The 17,203-nt window shown below is 45.0% G+C and carries 8 protein-coding genes and 3 rRNA genes; 8 read left to right on the plus strand and 3 right to left on the minus strand.

Annotated elements, in window-relative coordinates; translation table 11 throughout:
- The first annotated feature begins 26 nt into the window (after positions 1-26).
- The 7 genes from tuf (at position 27) to PNC201_RS01605 (ending at position 11,265) form a co-directional block, all read left to right on the plus strand.
- Positions 27-1,211 carry an elongation factor Tu gene (gene tuf / locus PNC201_RS01575; protein WP_102055891.1) on the plus strand — a complete coding sequence of 395 codons (1,185 nt, stop codon included), beginning with the start codon at positions 27-29 and terminating at the stop codon, positions 1,209-1,211.
- 955 nt (positions 1,212-2,166) lie between these two features.
- Positions 2,167-3,699 (plus strand): 16S ribosomal RNA (locus tag PNC201_RS01580).
- A 260-nt stretch (positions 3,700-3,959) separates the two neighbouring features.
- Positions 3,960-6,844 (plus strand): 23S ribosomal RNA (locus PNC201_RS01585).
- 167 nt (positions 6,845-7,011) lie between these two features.
- Positions 7,012-7,125 (plus strand): 5S ribosomal RNA (gene rrf, locus PNC201_RS01590).
- The 16S, 23S and 5S rRNA genes sit together here, the layout of an rRNA operon.
- A gap of 521 nt (positions 7,126-7,646) precedes the next feature.
- Positions 7,647-8,678, plus strand: coding sequence for an IS110 family transposase (locus tag PNC201_RS01595; RefSeq protein ID WP_158299092.1), 1,032 nt, complete (start codon positions 7,647-7,649; stop codon positions 8,676-8,678).
- Positions 8,679-9,112: 434 nt separating this feature from the next.
- Complete coding sequence (locus tag PNC201_RS01600; RefSeq protein WP_102055958.1) at positions 9,113-9,727, plus strand: trimeric intracellular cation channel family protein; 615 nt, start codon at positions 9,113-9,115, stop codon at positions 9,725-9,727.
- Between the two features lie 17 nt (positions 9,728-9,744).
- A complete protein-coding gene (locus tag PNC201_RS01605; RefSeq protein WP_102055959.1) occupies positions 9,745-11,265 on the plus strand; it encodes a YifB family Mg chelatase-like AAA ATPase in 1,521 nt (506 codons plus the stop codon).
- A gap of 43 nt (positions 11,266-11,308) precedes the next feature.
- Here the strand turns inward: PNC201_RS01605 and PNC201_RS01610 are convergent, their stop codons facing one another.
- Together PNC201_RS01610 and PNC201_RS01615 are read right to left on the minus strand one after the other, a co-directional pair.
- The gene (locus tag PNC201_RS01610) at positions 11,309-12,004 is read right to left on the minus strand and encodes a response regulator transcription factor (RefSeq protein ID WP_010605961.1); all 696 of its coding nucleotides are present in this window, start codon (positions 12,002-12,004) and stop codon (positions 11,309-11,311) included.
- 225 nt (positions 12,005-12,229) lie between these two features.
- The gene (locus tag PNC201_RS01615) at positions 12,230-14,683 is read right to left on the minus strand and encodes an alpha/beta hydrolase family protein (RefSeq protein WP_102055960.1); all 2,454 of its coding nucleotides are present in this window, start codon (positions 14,681-14,683) and stop codon (positions 12,230-12,232) included.
- Positions 14,684-14,849: 166 nt separating this feature from the next.
- Here PNC201_RS01615 and PNC201_RS01620 point away from each other — a divergent pair, with 166 nt between their 5' ends.
- On the plus strand, positions 14,850-15,977 hold the full coding sequence (locus PNC201_RS01620) for a hemolysin family protein (RefSeq protein ID WP_199539671.1): 1,128 nt from the start codon (positions 14,850-14,852) through the stop codon (positions 15,975-15,977).
- Here the strand turns inward: PNC201_RS01620 and PNC201_RS01625 are convergent.
- Positions 15,961-17,169 (minus strand): EAL domain-containing response regulator, encoded by a 1,209-nt coding sequence (locus PNC201_RS01625; RefSeq protein WP_102055961.1) that lies wholly within the window; start codon positions 17,167-17,169, stop codon positions 15,961-15,963. The two genes, PNC201_RS01620 and PNC201_RS01625, sit on opposite strands and share 17 nt — an antisense overlap.
- Positions 17,170-17,203: the final 34 nt, after the last annotated feature.

Raw genomic sequence — 17,203 nt, forward strand, 5'->3', positions numbered from 1 at the left:
TTAATTTCTTTATAGGAAATTTGAAAATGGCAAAAGAAAAGTTTGAACGCGTAAAACCGCACGTAAACGTAGGTACAATCGGCCACGTTGACCACGGTAAAACAACTCTAACTGCAGCAATCACTAACGTACTTGCAAAAGTATACGGTGGTGAAGCAAAAGACTTCGCATCAATCGATAACGCTCCAGAAGAGCGTGAGCGTGGTATCACAATCTCAACTTCACACGTTGAGTATGACACACCAACTCGTCACTATGCACACGTAGACTGTCCAGGACACGCTGACTATGTTAAAAACATGATCACTGGTGCTGCACAGATGGACGGCGCGATCCTAGTAGTTGCTGCTACTGACGGTCCTATGCCTCAAACACGTGAGCACATCCTACTTTCTCGTCAGGTTGGTGTACCTTACATCATCGTATTCATGAACAAATGTGACATGGTTGACGACGAAGAGCTACTAGAGCTAGTAGAGATGGAAGTTCGTGAACTACTTTCTGAGTACGACTTCCCAGGTGATGACCTACCTCTAATCCAAGGTTCTGCGCTTAAAGCGTTAGAAGGCGAGAAAGAGTGGGAAGACAAAATCGTTGAGCTTGCAGAAGCACTAGATTCTTACATCCCAGAGCCAGAGCGTGACATCGATAAGCCATTCATCATGCCTATCGAAGACGTATTCTCAATCCAGGGTCGTGGTACAGTAGTAACAGGCCGTGTAGAAGCTGGTATCATCAACGTGAACGACGAAGTAGAAATCGTAGGTATTAAAGAAACTACGAAGACAACTTGTACGGGTGTTGAGATGTTCCGTAAGCTTCTAGACGAAGGTCGTGCGGGTGAGAACATCGGTGCACTACTACGTGGTACTAAGCGTGATGAAGTTGAACGTGGTCAAGTACTATGTAAGCCTGGTTCAATCAAGCCACACACAAAATTCACTTCAGAAGTATACGTACTTTCGAAAGATGAAGGTGGTCGTCACACTCCTTTCTTCAAAGGTTACCGTCCACAGTTCTACTTCCGTACAACAGACGTAACTGGTGACATCCAGCTACCAGACGGCGTAGAAATGGTAATGCCTGGCGACAACATCAAGATGACTGTTGAGCTAATCGTACCAATCGCGATGGACGAAGGTCTACGTTTCGCTATCCGTGAAGGTGGCCGTACAGTAGGTGCTGGTGTTGTAGCAACAATCGAAGAGTAATCTGTAGATTGTCGTAACACACATAAAAAGGTCGCTTTGGCGGCCTTTTTTAATACCTTGTAGCAGCGATTTTATATCGCGACCAGTGAAAAGGGTCGTTCTCTGATAGGAGTTCGGCCTTTTTTAATGCCATGTAGCAGCGATTTTATATCGCGACCAGTGAAAACGGTCATTCTCCAATAAGGCGTACAGACTTTTTAATACCTCGTAGCAGCGATTTTATATCGCGACCAGTGAAAACGGTCATTCTCCAATAAGGCGTACAGACTTTTTAATGCCTCGTAGCAGCGATTTTATATCGCGACCTGCGAACAGGGTCATTCCTAGCAATTCAAGAATTGTTCTGGAACCTTCTTATTAGGTGATATCCCCTCTTATAGAATAGTGCCTCAATAGTGTTGATAACACGCGGTACTATACGTAAACGGTATACAATACCTCTATCTTGTCCTCTTTTTATACGGTTAAGTGTCAAAAATAAGCGTTTCGCTTCATTTTTGCTCGAACAAACGTTTTTTCGCAATTTTCTTTAAAAAAAGGGTTGCACTAAAATCGGATCGCCCTATAATGCGACCCCACTGACACGGGGCGCTACGCTGAAAAGCAAAGCAGCAACGAGTTAGCGTCAAGTAAAACTTAAGTTCGAAACTTCTTCTCAAGAAATTCAAAATTAAGTGTTGACAAAAAAATGGGAGTGCTTAGAATGCACATCCCTCGAAACAACGAAATGTTTCGGAATGTTCTTTAAAAATATGAAGCAATCATCTGTGTGGGCACTCGTACAGATTGAGTTCTAACAGCAGGTTCTAGTTCGCTAGATGATGCAAACAAATTTAGAGTCTCAATTGTAACTGAGTGACTATATAGTCAATTCGTTTTGATTTTACTTTTTTGAAGAGTAGAAACAAACAATCAGAATTCAATGAGCACGAAGCTTAGGCTTCAAAAAAACTTTTAATTGAAGAGTTTGATCATGGCTCAGATTGAACGCTGGCGGCAGGCCTAACACATGCAAGTCGAGCGGTAACATTTCTAGCTTGCTAGAAGATGACGAGCGGCGGACGGGTGAGTAATGCTTGGGAACATGCCTTGAGGTGGGGGACAACCATTGGAAACGATGGCTAATACCGCATAATGTCTACGGACCAAAGGGGGCTTCGGCTCTCGCCTTTAGATTGGCCCAAGTGGGATTAGCTAGTTGGTGAGGTAAAGGCTCACCAAGGCGACGATCCCTAGCTGGTTTGAGAGGATGATCAGCCACACTGGAACTGAGACACGGTCCAGACTCCTACGGGAGGCAGCAGTGGGGAATATTGCACAATGGGCGCAAGCCTGATGCAGCCATGCCGCGTGTGTGAAGAAGGCCTTCGGGTTGTAAAGCACTTTCAGTCAGGAGGAAAGGTTAGTAGTTAATACCTGCTAGCTGTGACGTTACTGACAGAAGAAGCACCGGCTAACTCCGTGCCAGCAGCCGCGGTAATACGGAGGGTGCGAGCGTTAATCGGAATTACTGGGCGTAAAGCGTACGCAGGCGGTTTGTTAAGCGAGATGTGAAAGCCCCGGGCTTAACCTGGGAACTGCATTTCGAACTGGCAAACTAGAGTGTGATAGAGGGTGGTAGAATTTCAGGTGTAGCGGTGAAATGCGTAGAGATCTGAAGGAATACCGATGGCGAAGGCAGCCACCTGGGTCAACACTGACGCTCATGTACGAAAGCGTGGGGAGCAAACAGGATTAGATACCCTGGTAGTCCACGCCGTAAACGATGTCTACTAGGAGCTGGGGTCTTCGGACAACTTTTCCAAAGCTAACGCATTAAGTAGACCGCCTGGGGAGTACGGCCGCAAGGTTAAAACTCAAATGAATTGACGGGGGCCCGCACAAGCGGTGGAGCATGTGGTTTAATTCGATGCAACGCGAAGAACCTTACCTACACTTGACATACAGAGAACTTACCAGAGATGGTTTGGTGCCTTCGGGAACTCTGATACAGGTGCTGCATGGCTGTCGTCAGCTCGTGTTGTGAGATGTTGGGTTAAGTCCCGCAACGAGCGCAACCCCTATCCTTAGTTGCCAGCGATTCGGTCGGGAACTCTAAGGAGACTGCCGGTGATAAACCGGAGGAAGGTGGGGACGACGTCAAGTCATCATGGCCCTTACGTGTAGGGCTACACACGTGCTACAATGGCAGGTACAGAGAGCAGCGAGCTAGCGATAGTGAGCGAATCCCTTAAAGCCTGTCGTAGTCCGGATTGGAGTCTGCAACTCGACTCCATGAAGTCGGAATCGCTAGTAATCGCAAATCAGAATGTTGCGGTGAATACGTTCCCGGGCCTTGTACACACCGCCCGTCACACCATGGGAGTGGGTTGCTCCAGAAGTGGATAGTCTAACCTTMGGGRGGACGTTCACCACGGAGTGATTCATGACTGGGGTGAAGTCGTAACAAGGTAGCCCTAGGGGAACCTGGGGCTGGATCACCTCCTTATACGATTTAGAACTTATTTGTTCGWAGTGTCCACACAGATGATTGTTGCTTGGCCTGATGGCTAAGTGATATTGCTCTTTAAAAATTTGGAAAAGCTGAAAAATTAAATTCTGATAGATAACGAATGTTATTTATCGAGTTTTCGAAAGAAAATGCCGATTAATCATTTTGATGATTAATTAGCGTCTACTTTAGTATTCAATATTAACTTCTGGCGAAGTTAAACTGTCTTTGACGATACAAACCATTTTGGGTTGTATGGTTAAGTGACTAAGCGTACACGGTGGATGCCTTGGCAGTTGGAGGCGATGAAGGACGTACTAACTTGCGATAAGCCTAGTCAAGCCAGTAAGAGGCGCTTGAGACTAGGATTTCCGAATGGGGAAACCCACCTGCTTGCAGGTATCGTTAACTGAATACATAGGTTAACGAGGCGAACGCGGAGAACTGAAACATCTAAGTACCCGTAGGAAAAGAAATCAACCGAGATTCCGAAAGTAGCGGCGAGCGAAATCGGAGCAGCCCTTAAGCTTTAGTGTAGTTAGTGGAAGATGCTGGAAAGCATGACGAAACAGGGTGATAGTCCCGTACACAAAAACTTATCTAAAGTGAAATCGAGTAGGTCGGAGCACGTGAAACTTTGACTGAATATGGGGGGACCATCCTCCAAGGCTAAATACTCCCAACTGACCGATAGTGAACCAGTACCGTGAGGGAAAGGCGAAAAGAACCCCTGTGAGGGGAGTGAAATAGAACCTGAAACCGTGTACGTACAAGCAGTAGGAGCCTACTTGTTGGGTGACTGCGTACCTTTTGTATAATGGGTCAGCGACTTATATTCTGTAGCGAGGTTAACCATTTAGGGGAGCCGTAGCGAAAGCGAGTCTTAACTGGGCGCTTAAGTTGCAGGGTATAGACCCGAAACCCGGTGATCTAGCCATGGGCAGGTTGAAGGTTGAGTAACATCAACTGGAGGACCGAACCCACTAACGTTGAAAAGTTAGGGGATGACCTGTGGCTAGGAGTGAAAGGCTAATCAAACCGGGAGATAGCTGGTTCTCCCCGAAATCTATTTAGGTAGAGCCTCGGACGAATACTTACGGGGGTAGAGCACTGTTAAGGCTAGGGGGTCATCCCGACTTACCAACCCTTTGCAAACTCCGAATACCGTAAAGTAATATCCGGGAGACACACGGCGGGTGCTAACGTCCGTCGTGGAGAGGGAAACAACCCAGACCGTCAGCTAAGGTCCCAAAGTGTATGTTAAGTGGGAAACGATGTGGGAAGGCTAAAACAGCTAGGAGGTTGGCTTAGAAGCAGCCACCCTTTAAAGAAAGCGTAATAGCTCACTAGTCGAGTCGGCCTGCGCGGAAGATGTAACGGGGCTAAACATACCACCGAAGCTACGGCTGCGTACGTAAGTATGCGGGGTAGGGGAGCGTTCTGTAAGTGGCTGAAGGTGTGCCGGGAGGCATGCTGGACATATCAGAAGTGCGAATGCTGACATGAGTAACGACAAGAGGAGTGAAAAACTCCTCCGCCGGAAGACCAAGGGTTCCTATCCCATGTTAATCAGGGTAGGGTGAGTCGACCCCTAAGGCGAGGCTGAAGAGCGTAGTCGATGGGAAACGGGTTAATATTCCCGTACTCGGTATGAATGCGATGGGGGGACGGAGCAGGCTAGGCAAGCATGGCGTTGGTTGTCCATGTGAAAGGCTGTAGGCTGGTGACTTAGGAAAATCCGGGTTGCTAAGGCTGAGAGTCGAGACGAGCCACTAAGGTGGTGAAGTTGTTGATGCCCTACTTCCAGGAAAAGCCTCTAAGCTTCAGTTCATACTGAATCGTACCCTAAACCGACACAGGTGGTCAGGTAGAGAATACTAAGGCGCTTGAGAGAACTCGGGTGAAGGAACTAGGCAAAATTGTACCGTAACTTCGGGAGAAGGTACGCTCTTGTTTGTGAAGGACTTGCTCTGTAAGCAAACGAGAGCCGCAGTGACCAGGTGGCTGGGACTGTTTATTAAAAACACAGCACTGTGCAAAATCGTAAGATGACGTATACGGTGTGACACCTGCCCGGTGCCGGAAGGTTAATTGATGGGGTTAGCTTAGGCGAAGCTCTTGATCGAAGCCCCGGTAAACGGCGGCCGTAACTATAACGGTCCTAAGGTAGCGAAATTCCTTGTCGGGTAAGTTCCGACCTGCACGAATGGTGTAACCATGGCCACGCTGTCTCCACCCGAGACTCAGTGAAATTGAAATCGCAGTGAAGATGCTGTGTACCCGCGGCTAGACGGAAAGACCCCGTGAACCTTTACTACAGCTTGGCACTGAACATTGACCCTACATGTGTAGGATAGGTGGGAGGCTTTGAAGCAGGAACGCTAGTTTCTGTGGAGCCGACCTTGAAATACCACCCTTGTAGTGTTGATGTTCTAACTTAGGCCCCTGAATCGGGGTTGAGGACAGTGCCTGGTGGGTAGTTTGACTGGGGCGGTCTCCTCCCAAAGAGTAACGGAGGAGCACGAAGGTTTGCTAAGTACGGTCGGACATCGTACGGTTAGTGTAATGGTAGAAGCAAGCTTAACTGCGAGACAGACACGTCGAGCAGGTACGAAAGTAGGTCATAGTGATCCGGTGGTTCTGAATGGAAGGGCCATCGCTCAACGGATAAAAGGTACTCCGGGGATAACAGGCTGATACCGCCCAAGAGTTCATATCGACGGCGGTGTTTGGCACCTCGATGTCGGCTCATCACATCCTGGGGCTGAAGTCGGTCCCAAGGGTATGGCTGTTCGCCATTTAAAGTGGTACGCGAGCTGGGTTTAGAACGTCGTGAGACAGTTCGGTCCCTATCTGCCGTGGGCGTTTGAGAATTGAGAGGGGCTGCTCCTAGTACGAGAGGACCGGAGTGGACGAACCRCTGGTGTTCGGGTTGTGATGCCAATTGCATTGCCCGGTAGCTACGTTCGGAACTGATAACCGCTGAAAGCATCTAAGCGGGAAGCAGGCCTYGAGATGAGTTCTCACTTTGACTTAGAGTCAACTGAAGGGCCGTTGAAGACTACAACGTTGATAGGCGAGATGTGGAAGTGCTGTGAGGCATTAAGCTAACTCGTACTAATTACCCGAGAGGCTTAACCATACAACGCCAAAGTGGTTTACTAGAATTGTTCCAGACAATTCCTAGCATGACCTCCATCCATGGAGGCCTTAGCTAACAGAAGTTAATAGACTAAAGTAGACAAAAGAATTTAATAGCTTTTTCCAGATTTACATTGATGAGGGAGACTTCATTGATGAACAGAATTTCCTGGTGACTATAGCGTTTTGGACCCACCTGACCCCATGCCGAACTCAGAAGTGAAACAAAACAGCGTCGATGATAGTGTGGATTACCCATGTGAAAGTAGAACATCGCCAGGACCAAATAAGAGAAACCCGTTGCAGTAATGCGACGGGTTTTTTGCTGTTTGGGGTAAAGTACTTCCATGTAGTATCTCCCCTTCGCGCGTCCTTGCGCTCACTTCCTCGAACTGCGAAGCGGTGCTTCGGTTTCTCGTCACCCAAACTCAGAAGTGAAACAAAACAGCCGAAGGGTCGGCCCCGGTCAATGATAGTGTGGATCACCCATGTGACTCTCTATTTAAAAAATGAGAACATCCTACTTCGTAGCGAGCCAGGGCCAAATAAGAGGTTGATGAAAAGCGTTCATCCATGAACTTCATCGACATTCGAACATCCATGTACATCAAAACCCGTTGCAGAGATGCGACGGGTTTTTTGCTATGTGTGATTTAAAAACCTCGCGAGGTAAACTCGCTCCCACTCCCCCACAGCATCAGCACAGCGCAACATGGTGGGAGATGTATGGACTCCTCCCCCTTAACGGGAGAGTACGGTATAAAGATATTGCAAAACACTTTTACCAAATAAGGAGTCCATACATGGCACAGTCTAATTTAATTGCTATCGACTTGGCAAAAAACATTTTCCAAGTAGCGCAGCTGAAAGGCAATAAACTCAAGTTTAATAAGCCAATGAAACGCGAACCTATGTTTGAGTTGCTTGCAAAAGCCGAGGGTTCAAAGGTCGTGATGGAAGCTTGTGGTAGCGCCCAGCTTATAGCTCGCAAAGCGCTGCCGCTGGGGCATGATGTCATGTTGCTTCCCCCTAAATTTGTTAAAGCGTTTAGGCAAGGCCAAAAAACCGATGCAAATGATGTTCTCGCCATTGCCAGTGCCAGCCAAGCATATAACGTGAAGCCCTGTAAAATCATGACAGTTGAAGAGCAAACGTTGCAGTCATTGAGCCAAGCGAGAACCTTAGTAGATAAACAAAAGACTCAGCTTTCAAATCAAATACGTGGATTGCTATTAGAGTTTGGTATTGTTATTAATCAAGGCGATGCTGCGTTAACACAAGTCGTTCCAGATATTTTAGAAGATGCTGAAAATGCGCTCCCCATCGCATTAAAACAAGCACTCGCGGTGAGTTATGACCTATATAAAACACAATGCGACGCTAAAGCACAGCTACATAAACAAGTTGAAGCGATAACCAAGCAAAATGAGAGCTGCCAGCGTTTAATGGCATTAGAAGGTGTTGGCCCAATTACCGCGATAGAGCTGTTATCCTTTTTAGGCAATACCTCACAATTTAGTAATGCCAGAGGGGCGGCGGCATGTGCAGGTGTTACACCGACACAGCACTCATCAGGCGGAAAAGCCAAGATAGGCCATATCCCCAAAAGACGAGGCAATACGTTAAGGAAAAACCTGTTTCTCGGTGCAAGAACGGTAGTCAGTAGGCTAAAACATAAAGAAGCGACCACAGAGAAAGAACGCTGGATAAAAAATCTACTCGCCAAGAAGAGTGTGAAATGTGTTGCCATTGCATTGGCCAACAAAACGGTTAGAACCGCCTATGCCTTACTTAAAAACGGCTCAACATACGAGCCAAAAATCTTAGCGGTGTAGCACTGAGTAACAGAAGAACAAATCAAGATAAATAGAACGTAAAAGCAGAAAGCATACTGAGATTACCCCCAGTATTGAACAAGCCAAGATAGAGCATTAAGCGGTGAAACCCACCCTTGAGAGCCTGTTAAACCGCAGGTGTATACAAATACCGCGTGGGAGAGAAGGCACAAGGGCGCGAATACATCAAAGAGGCCGAGGTAGCACCTCATCAAGAGCCCGGATATAAGCACGCAATCACACCAATAATGCTAAAAATGGCTTGTACAATTGGAGGAGTCCATATAAGGCGGTTTATCCGCAGGCATTCATCCTAAATATTTTATAAAGACACTTTACTCAGTACATTGAAAACTGTAAATATCGGCGATCCCACTACCTTTTGTGTGAGATCTTCGTTATGATTTTGCTTTTGTTTCACAACTAATTACGAAATGTCAGAACTCTATCATTGGTTTGATCTCTTGGGTGTCATGGTTTTTGCAATTTCGGGAACCTTAATTGCGCATAGTAAACATATGGATGGCTTTGGTGTGATTGTCCTTGCGACTGTAACTGGTATCGGAGGGGGAACATTACGAGACTTGATTTTAGATCAACCTGTTTTTTGGCTTCATGATACTAGCTATATTTACGCTATTTTATTTGCTGTCGCTGTGAGTATATGGTGGCTAAATCGACATCAAAATATTCCAAGAACTGTACTGCAGGTTGCTGATGCCATTGGGCTTGCTTTTTTCGCTGTAATGGGAGTACAAAAGGCTTTAAGTATTGGAATGCCTAATACTACAGCTGTGATCATGGGCGTATTGACTGGGTGTTTTGGTGGAGTCATCAGAGACGTGTTGGCTCGCGAAATCCCCCTTCTTTTAAAAGGAGAGTTATACGCGATCACCTGCATTTTTGGCGGGGTAGTCTATACTCAAGCAATTAAATTGGGCATGGCAACAGAATACGTAATGGTATTGTCCATGGCGGCAACCTTGTTATTGAGATTAGCGGCTATGCGATACCACTTGGTGTTACACGTATTTAACTATAAATATTAAGTAAGCAGGAGACATGGATGTCTTTAGCAAGAGTCTTCACTCGAGCACAAGTTGGTATTACCGCACCCGAGGTAATTGTTGAGGTACACCTTAGTAATGGTTTACCTGCCTTTAGTATTGTTGGGTTACCCGAAACCTCAGTTAAAGAAGCCAAAGAGCGCGTCCGTAGTGCCCTTGTTAATGCAGGCTTTTTATTTCCAGAACAGCGTATCACAGTAAACTTAGCACCAGCAGATCTACCCAAAGACGGTGGCCGCTTTGACTTTGCAATCGCACTCGGTGTTCTCGTCGCATCAGGACAGTTAGATAGCCATGCTATTGCTGATAAAGAGTTTTATGGTGAGCTTGCGTTAAATGGTGAGCTGAGGACGGTCACTGCGATTTTGCCATCTGTTATTGCAGCAGCGAAGGAGGGGAGAACTGCTTACTTACCAATTGATAACGATGCAGTTGCGAGCCTCGCCGCTGATGCCAATCGTGTTGCTATAAGCTGCTTGCGTACAGCATGGTTAGGCTTAAGCGGCCAGCAATCACTTATGTTTAATCAACTCTACCCAGATAATTTAAATATTGAAGCTTCAGGTGGGAACTCGCTGGATATGGCTGAGGTGAAAGGACAAGAGGGAGCGAAGCGAGTGCTAGAAATAGCCGCGGCCGGTGGGCATAACGTTTTATTTCTTGGTCCACCCGGCACTGGAAAATCGATGCTTGCTCAGCGTCTACCCACGATAATGCCACTAATGACGGATAATCAGGCGTTAGAAACGGCTTCTATCTATTCCATACTGGGAAAAACAATCTGCCAATCAAACTGGAAAACAAGGCCTTTTAGAGCTCCACATCATACTTGCTCTGCGGTAGCCTTGGTTGGAGGCTCGTCGAACCCCAAGCCTGGGGAGATATCATTGTCAAATAATGGCGTTCTATTTTTGGACGAGTTGCCAGAATTTGATAGGAAGGTACTGGACTCATTACGTGAGCCGATGGAAACGGGCATGGTAACGATTTCGCGTGCAGCTCGACAAGTTGATTACCCTGCAAACTTTCAACTGATTGCAGCATTAAACCCCAGTCCTACAGGTTGTTACACTGACAAAAGAGCGTCTCCAGATCAAGTATTGCGCTATTTGGCTAAGATTTCAGGTCCATTTTTAGACCGAATAGATCTACAAGTAGAATTACCCCGTCTAAAAACAGAAGAGCTACAATCCCAGAGTGATGGAGAGTCTAGCGCGACAATAAGGGCTAGGGTGGAGCAGGCCTATAAAACAGCTTTAGCACGTCAGGGAAAATGTAACGACCAACTGAGTGTAAAAGAGCTAAATCATATCTGCTATCTTGCTGATGCTGAAAGTTTATTTCTAGCAAAGGCAGCAGAAAAACTAAAGCTATCACCACGTTCATATCATCGAATAATCAAAGTTGCGCGTACCATAGCGGATCTGAGCTCTACACCTAATATTAGCTTGTCACATTTAAAGGAAGCGCTTAGTTATCGCGCGCTGGAGAGGTTGTTAGGTCAGCTAACACAGTATTAGCTAACGGCACTTCAATAGATAGGGAGTGTATTATTGGTAAAGGTTAAGCTGACAACATATAACCTTTACCGCGAACCGTAACAATGCGTTTTTGCTCTTTTTCATCGCCGAGTTTTTTGCGTAGTCGGCCAACTAAGACATCAACCGTTCTGTCACTTGGGCTCCAATCAGGTTGCCCAATGTCTTCTGAAATACGCTCTCTGGATGTTGCCCTTCCAGCATTGGAAATAAGACAAATCAACACTTTATGCTCTGCTTCGGTAAGTCGAGACTCAATGCCATGTTGATTGATTAAGGTACGGTTATCAGGGTGTAGTTTAAAGTCTGCATATTCAATAAATTCTTCCGATTCATCGTCTTTATTACCAACTAAACGTTTGTATAAGGCACGCATACGCAGTTCAAGCTCAAGCGTATCAACAGGCTTACAGACGTAGTCATCAGCACCTTGCGCAAGACCTGCGATTCTATCGGCTTGAGAGTCTCGACTAGAAAGCATGATGACACCAAGGTCTGATAAGGTATTAATTTCTTTCGCGAGTTGCAGGCCATCAGTGGCGGGTAAAACAACATCAACAATAGCAAGTGCAAATGGGTTTTGGGTTTGAGCTTGAATAAGCTCAAGCGCAGTAGCACCCGTATTGTCTACAGTGATACTGAACTCGGTATTTTCAAAGTGACTACACAGCCGCTTTGCTAAGAGTTCATCATCTTCAACTAATAAAACCTTTATGCTCATGTTTTCACTGTTAATTGTTGTTTAAATGTCGTAAATATAACACTGAGAGATCGCTGCTTGGAAGTGCATGAAACGAATTCTTACAACTCTGTATCTGGCACGTTAACCTGACAACCTAGTTCGATCAAGGGGAAACCTAGCTTTATTATTAAATTATATACAATGATGTGTTTGATTGCTGCTTCGCTAAACAAAAAGGCGGCACAGAGTGCCGCCTAGCATTGATTACTTACCGTATAGATGTTCCCACCATTGTGGCTCTGCTTTTAAATGCTTGTCGAAATAAGCCAGCATGGTGCTCCACCAATGGAAGCGCTTGTCACGAGCAAAAATTTGATGATCTGCGCCTTTGTATTCGACCAATTCAACATCTTGGCCAAGGATCTTCAATGCGGTATACATATTGTGACTTTCACCTGGCGGCACATTGGTATCCGCGTCACCGTGAATTAACAATAATGGTGTTGTTACTTTGTCTGCATTAAATACCGGGCTACGTTGTGAGTAAAGCGTTGGATTGTTCCAGGGGAAACTTCCTTTTGAGGCCTCGCCAGAATACAAATAACCCCACCAGCCTTGACCCCAGTATGAAGTAATATTAGAAATACCAGCATGTGAGATAGAAGCTGAGAACAAATCAGTTTTTGTTGTCAGCAGCATAGTCATGAAGCCGCCGTAAGAAGCGCCTAAATTACCTAAACGCTTGTCATCAACGAAAGGGTAGGCTTTCACAAACTCTTTGGTACCCATGATGATATCGTTAGCGGTGTGTTCACCCCAAGCATTGACGTGCTCTGCTGAGAACTTCTGACCGAAACCTGTCGCACCTGTTGGTTGCAAGACATAAACAACATAGCCATTTGCTGCCCATAAGTTAAATGGATAACGCCCTGTAAAGCCACGAGTCACTGGAGAAGTGCCGCCGTAATAATAAACGAGTGCTGGGTATTTTTTAGCTTTGTCTAAATCGTGTGGTAGATATACGCGGCCTTTAATCTCCACGCCTTCAGTATTGGTAAAATTAAACTCTTCTAGGTTGGCAATTTCTGCATTCTGGTATGCGATATTTGCTGAGTCCCAAAGCGTGTCAGCTCGCTTATCTGAGGTTGACATGGTTTTTAACTGTTGCGGAGTTGATGCAGTAGTACCTGTGAACAAGATCTCTGGGTTACGTTCACTAGACACAGAATAGTTCGCGACAACATCCAGCCCGGTGTTTAAGCGTTTGAAAGTAGACTTACTTTCGTCGAAGAAGAAAAGCTGTTGACGATCTTGGTCAGTCGCTTTTAGTACCACATCGCCATTATTGAGTACGGTAAAGCTGCCTATGGCTGGGTCAAAGTTTTTACTCAGTGCTTTTACATCGTTGCCTTTGCGATCTATCCAATAAAGTTGGCCGTCATAGTTATTCGCGAGCATACTTTCAGGTAAGTTGCGCCCCGCACCTTCTGCAAAATCAGGACCTGCAGTTACATAAATACCATTTTTAGTGTATTGCGCGCCGCTAAACGTACGATACTGACCAATAACACTTTGCTGATTGTTTGATAGATCGATTTCTATTAGCTCTGTCAACATGTGAGGAGGTTGCGCGTAGTCTTGCTTATTACGCGTTGCTAAAACCGTGTTTGCTTGTGCGTCAAAGTCGGCCAAGCTGTGGCTTTGTGCGCCAACGGTCACAGGATTAAGTAGCCCACTTTTGATATCAAGTAAGAAGATTTGTGACTGGGTCCGGGCATATGACCATCTATCTTCTAATCCTTGATAATGTTTAGTCAGTTTGCCTTCTTCTTTGCCGCTGTTGGTCCAAGCAAAAATAAGCGTGTCATTATCAAAAAACTCGATACTATTCGCGCCATTGAGCTTAGTAGCAACTTGAGTACGTTTAAAGGTTTTTAGATCAAGGATGTAAGCTTTATTATCTTTTAAATAAGTGAGTTTGCTGCTGTCATCACGCCATGCAAAGCTAGTTGCACTCATACCATCGAAACTGTAAAGCATATCACCATCTTCATTGTATAAAGCAGTTTCGGTGATTGCTGAATTGCCTTTTTCATCATCGTAGTGGCGGACGGTCGAAATGTAATATTCGCCGTTAGGTGCAAGTGAGATAGCACTCACCGTTGGGGCATCAAACAACTGCTTTGCAGACAGCGCTTTGGTTTGTTTTTCTGTTAGCGTGATAACGTCATGCGCTGCTTCGCCTTCAAAGCTAAGATCAACCTTATTCCAGTCATTTACCTGCTCAGCGATAACGAGGATTTGATGATCGCCCTTGACGACATCAAGCTGAACCTCTTTAACACCGGAGACTGGCTCTCCATTTAGAAAAACTTTGGCTTTCTCGATGCCCTCAAGCTTTAGCTTACCTGAAACAAAACGTTCAGTAGTGAAATTAAATTTTAGAGCCTGCAATCCAGGTATCGTTAATTGTGTAGTTTTGTTTAGAGGCTGCCATTTGCTTTCATTATTGAATAGCGTTACCTGTTTGGCGTCTTGTTGTAATGATGGTAGCAGGTTTTCAATAATTGCATCACGATGAGCTGTATCCGCTGGCTTTATTGTTGATTCGCCTGCGATGGGACCCAAAAATTGTATTTTTGATTCGTCTAATGGGCTTGCTGAAAGTTGTGTTGAGACTGCCGTAAATAGTAGAGTGACGGCTGTACGTAATTTCATTTATGTGCGCCTATTGTAGGTAATTATATGATAAAACTATATCATAGTATTTTGAACCGGTTGTATTGCTGCGATAGACGTCCTAAATTTAATAGTCTGTGTTGATGAGCAACATAACGTATGTAGTTAAGCAAACACTTAGCGTTGAATAAAGAGGAGAATTTACTTGGTTTTATTATTAACCTACATGTTTTTGGCAATAGCTATCTCTTTTATCTGTTCGGTGATGGAAGCGGTGCTACTTAGTATTACGCCAAGTCATATAGGGATCTTAAAGCAAGACAATGATGCATTAGCATCGCGAGTTCAACGCCTTAAAGACAATATTGATCAGCCTTTATCTGCCATTCTAACGTTAAACACCGTTGCGCATACCGCCGGTGCTGCAGGGGTTGGCGCACAAGCTGCTGTGGTATTTTCAGATGCAGCTGTTGGTATTGCGTCAGCGGTGATGACGCTACTAGTTTTGGTGCTGTCGGAAATCATTCCAAAGACCTTAGGAGCGACTTATTGGCGCGGATTAACACCTATCGTTTCCAGTGTGTTGGTATGGCTAGTTCGACTATTGAAGCCATTCGTGTGGATGTCGGATCAACTTACAAAAGTGATAGGCCGTAAAGAAGATGAGGCTCACTATATTCGTCAAGAAATCGAAGCGATGGCGGAAATAGGCTCTGAAGCTGGTGCACTGCATCAGGACGAGACTGAAACCATTCGTAGTTTATTACGTTTTCGTCATGCCAAACTAGAAAGCATCATGACACCAAGAACGGTGTTATTTAAGGTGCATAAAGATATGACAGTGCACGAGTATTTGTCTGAGCATGGTTCGGTTGCTTTTTCTCGAGTGTTGGTATTCGATAAAAACACAGATGACATCATCGGCTTTGTACACAAGAATGATATTATGCTTGCTTATCATAGGCTTGGAGAAGAATATAAAATTGGTAAGCTATCTCGCCCTCTTTATACCGTACCGGAAACACTAGCTGCGCCAGAGTTATTTAAAGCGTTACTGGCAAAGCGTCTACACATTGCGCTTGTCATTGATGAATATGGCGATGTACAAGGCATAGTGACATTAGAAGATTTGCTTGAATCATTAATGGGAATGGATATTGTTGATGAGCGAGAGCAAACCACCAATATGCAAGCTGCTGCTAAGCAAAAGTGGCGAGAGCGAGTAGATAATCATGATAATTTGATTGAAGACAGCGACGAAGCTGAAGAAGTGTCTGAAACGCAAAGCCACGGAGAGGAAACATCCTCTCCAGAGGTTAAGGGTTCGAATTAATCATGCGCTGCCAAGAGTGTATCCACCCTACTAGGTCTGTTAGTGGTTTGGGTTTGCTGATTAAAAAACCCTGCATTAATAGGCTATGCTTGTAGCGGTCAAGGTATTGTAGCTCTTCAATCCGCTCTATACCTTCAGCCACTATGTCTAATTGTTGATTTTGTGCGATGTCGATTAAGCTGTCGATAAGTACCTGTGAAAAGCGATCGGATTCCACATGGGTTATCAAAGAGCGGTCGATTTTGATCTCGGTAAACGGCAAAGACTTTAACTGCTGAATATTGGTAAACCCAGTACCAAAGTCGTCTAACGAAATATCAAACCCTCGGATCCGTAAACGGTTCATTGTCTCCAATTGGATAGACTGATTCATTGGTTGGTTTTCAGTAATTTCTAAAATGATATCACTAGGCTTTAAACGGTTTATTTCTAAAATAAGTGCCAATTTATCTGGGCAGCTTAAATCATTTAATTGCACAGGTGATAAATTAAAGGCCATTTTAATTGGATAATTGAGTTCAGATTTGATTGCTTTAAACTCATCCGTTGCCTTTTCAAAAAGCTGGAAAGTAATGATATTGATTAGATCTGTATCTTCGGCCACGCCAATGAAATGGTCCGGTAAAATAACTTGCTCAGTATTTTTAGACACAATACGGGCAAGCACTTCGACACTTTTTATCTTTTTGTCACCACGGTGAACCTTTGGCTGATAGTAAGGCGTAATTTCATTGTGACTAATGGCATGCAAAAGATCGCTTTCGGTCACCTTTTCAATGCGGCTACGTTTAACCGTGGTATATGTCTCCATTTTTTTGAGCATACGCTCGACATCAACCAATTGTACGGGCTTAGAAATATTGCCGATAAGGTGTGCATTGGACTGTCTGGCAAGATTGGTTGCCAGGTCAATAATCTTCTCGTCCATTTCGGAAATAATAATAATGCCGCCAGAAAACCTAAGCTCTCCTAGTTGGCGAATAAACTCCATACCATCCATTTCGGGCATATTGAGATCTGTAAAAATGGCGTCAAATTGATGAGGAGTCTGCCGTATTTTTTCTACAGCATTCACCGCACTTGAGCAGGTTGTGACATGCTCAATGCCAAGCTCAGTCATAATAGCTTGCATTACGACGAGGATCGCGGGTGAATCATCTACTACCATTATCCGATGTTTTGCTAATGACATTAACAATTCCTTCGTATACCTTACCTCCTTAAAG

Source organism: Pseudoalteromonas sp. NC201 (assembly GCF_002850255.1).
GTDB lineage: Bacteria > Pseudomonadota > Gammaproteobacteria > Enterobacterales > Alteromonadaceae > Pseudoalteromonas.

Excerpts from the sequence above, each read along its gene's own strand:
- tuf (WP_102055891.1), top strand. The coding sequence starts at position 27 with ATGGCAAAAGAAAAGTTTGAACGCGTAAAACCGCACGTAAACGTAGGT.
- PNC201_RS01595 (WP_158299092.1), top strand. The coding sequence starts at position 7,647 with ATGGCACAGTCTAATTTAATTGCTATCGACTTGGCAAAAAACATTTTC.
- PNC201_RS01600 (WP_102055958.1), top strand. The coding sequence starts at position 9,113 with ATGTCAGAACTCTATCATTGGTTTGATCTCTTGGGTGTCATGGTTTTT.
- PNC201_RS01605 (WP_102055959.1), top strand. The coding sequence starts at position 9,745 with ATGTCTTTAGCAAGAGTCTTCACTCGAGCACAAGTTGGTATTACCGCA.
- PNC201_RS01610 (WP_010605961.1), bottom strand. The coding sequence starts at position 12,004 with ATGAGCATAAAGGTTTTATTAGTTGAAGATGATGAACTCTTAGCAAAG.
- PNC201_RS01615 (WP_102055960.1), bottom strand. The coding sequence starts at position 14,683 with ATGAAATTACGTACAGCCGTCACTCTACTATTTACGGCAGTCTCAACA.
- PNC201_RS01625 (WP_102055961.1), bottom strand. The coding sequence starts at position 17,169 with ATGTCATTAGCAAAACATCGGATAATGGTAGTAGATGATTCACCCGCG.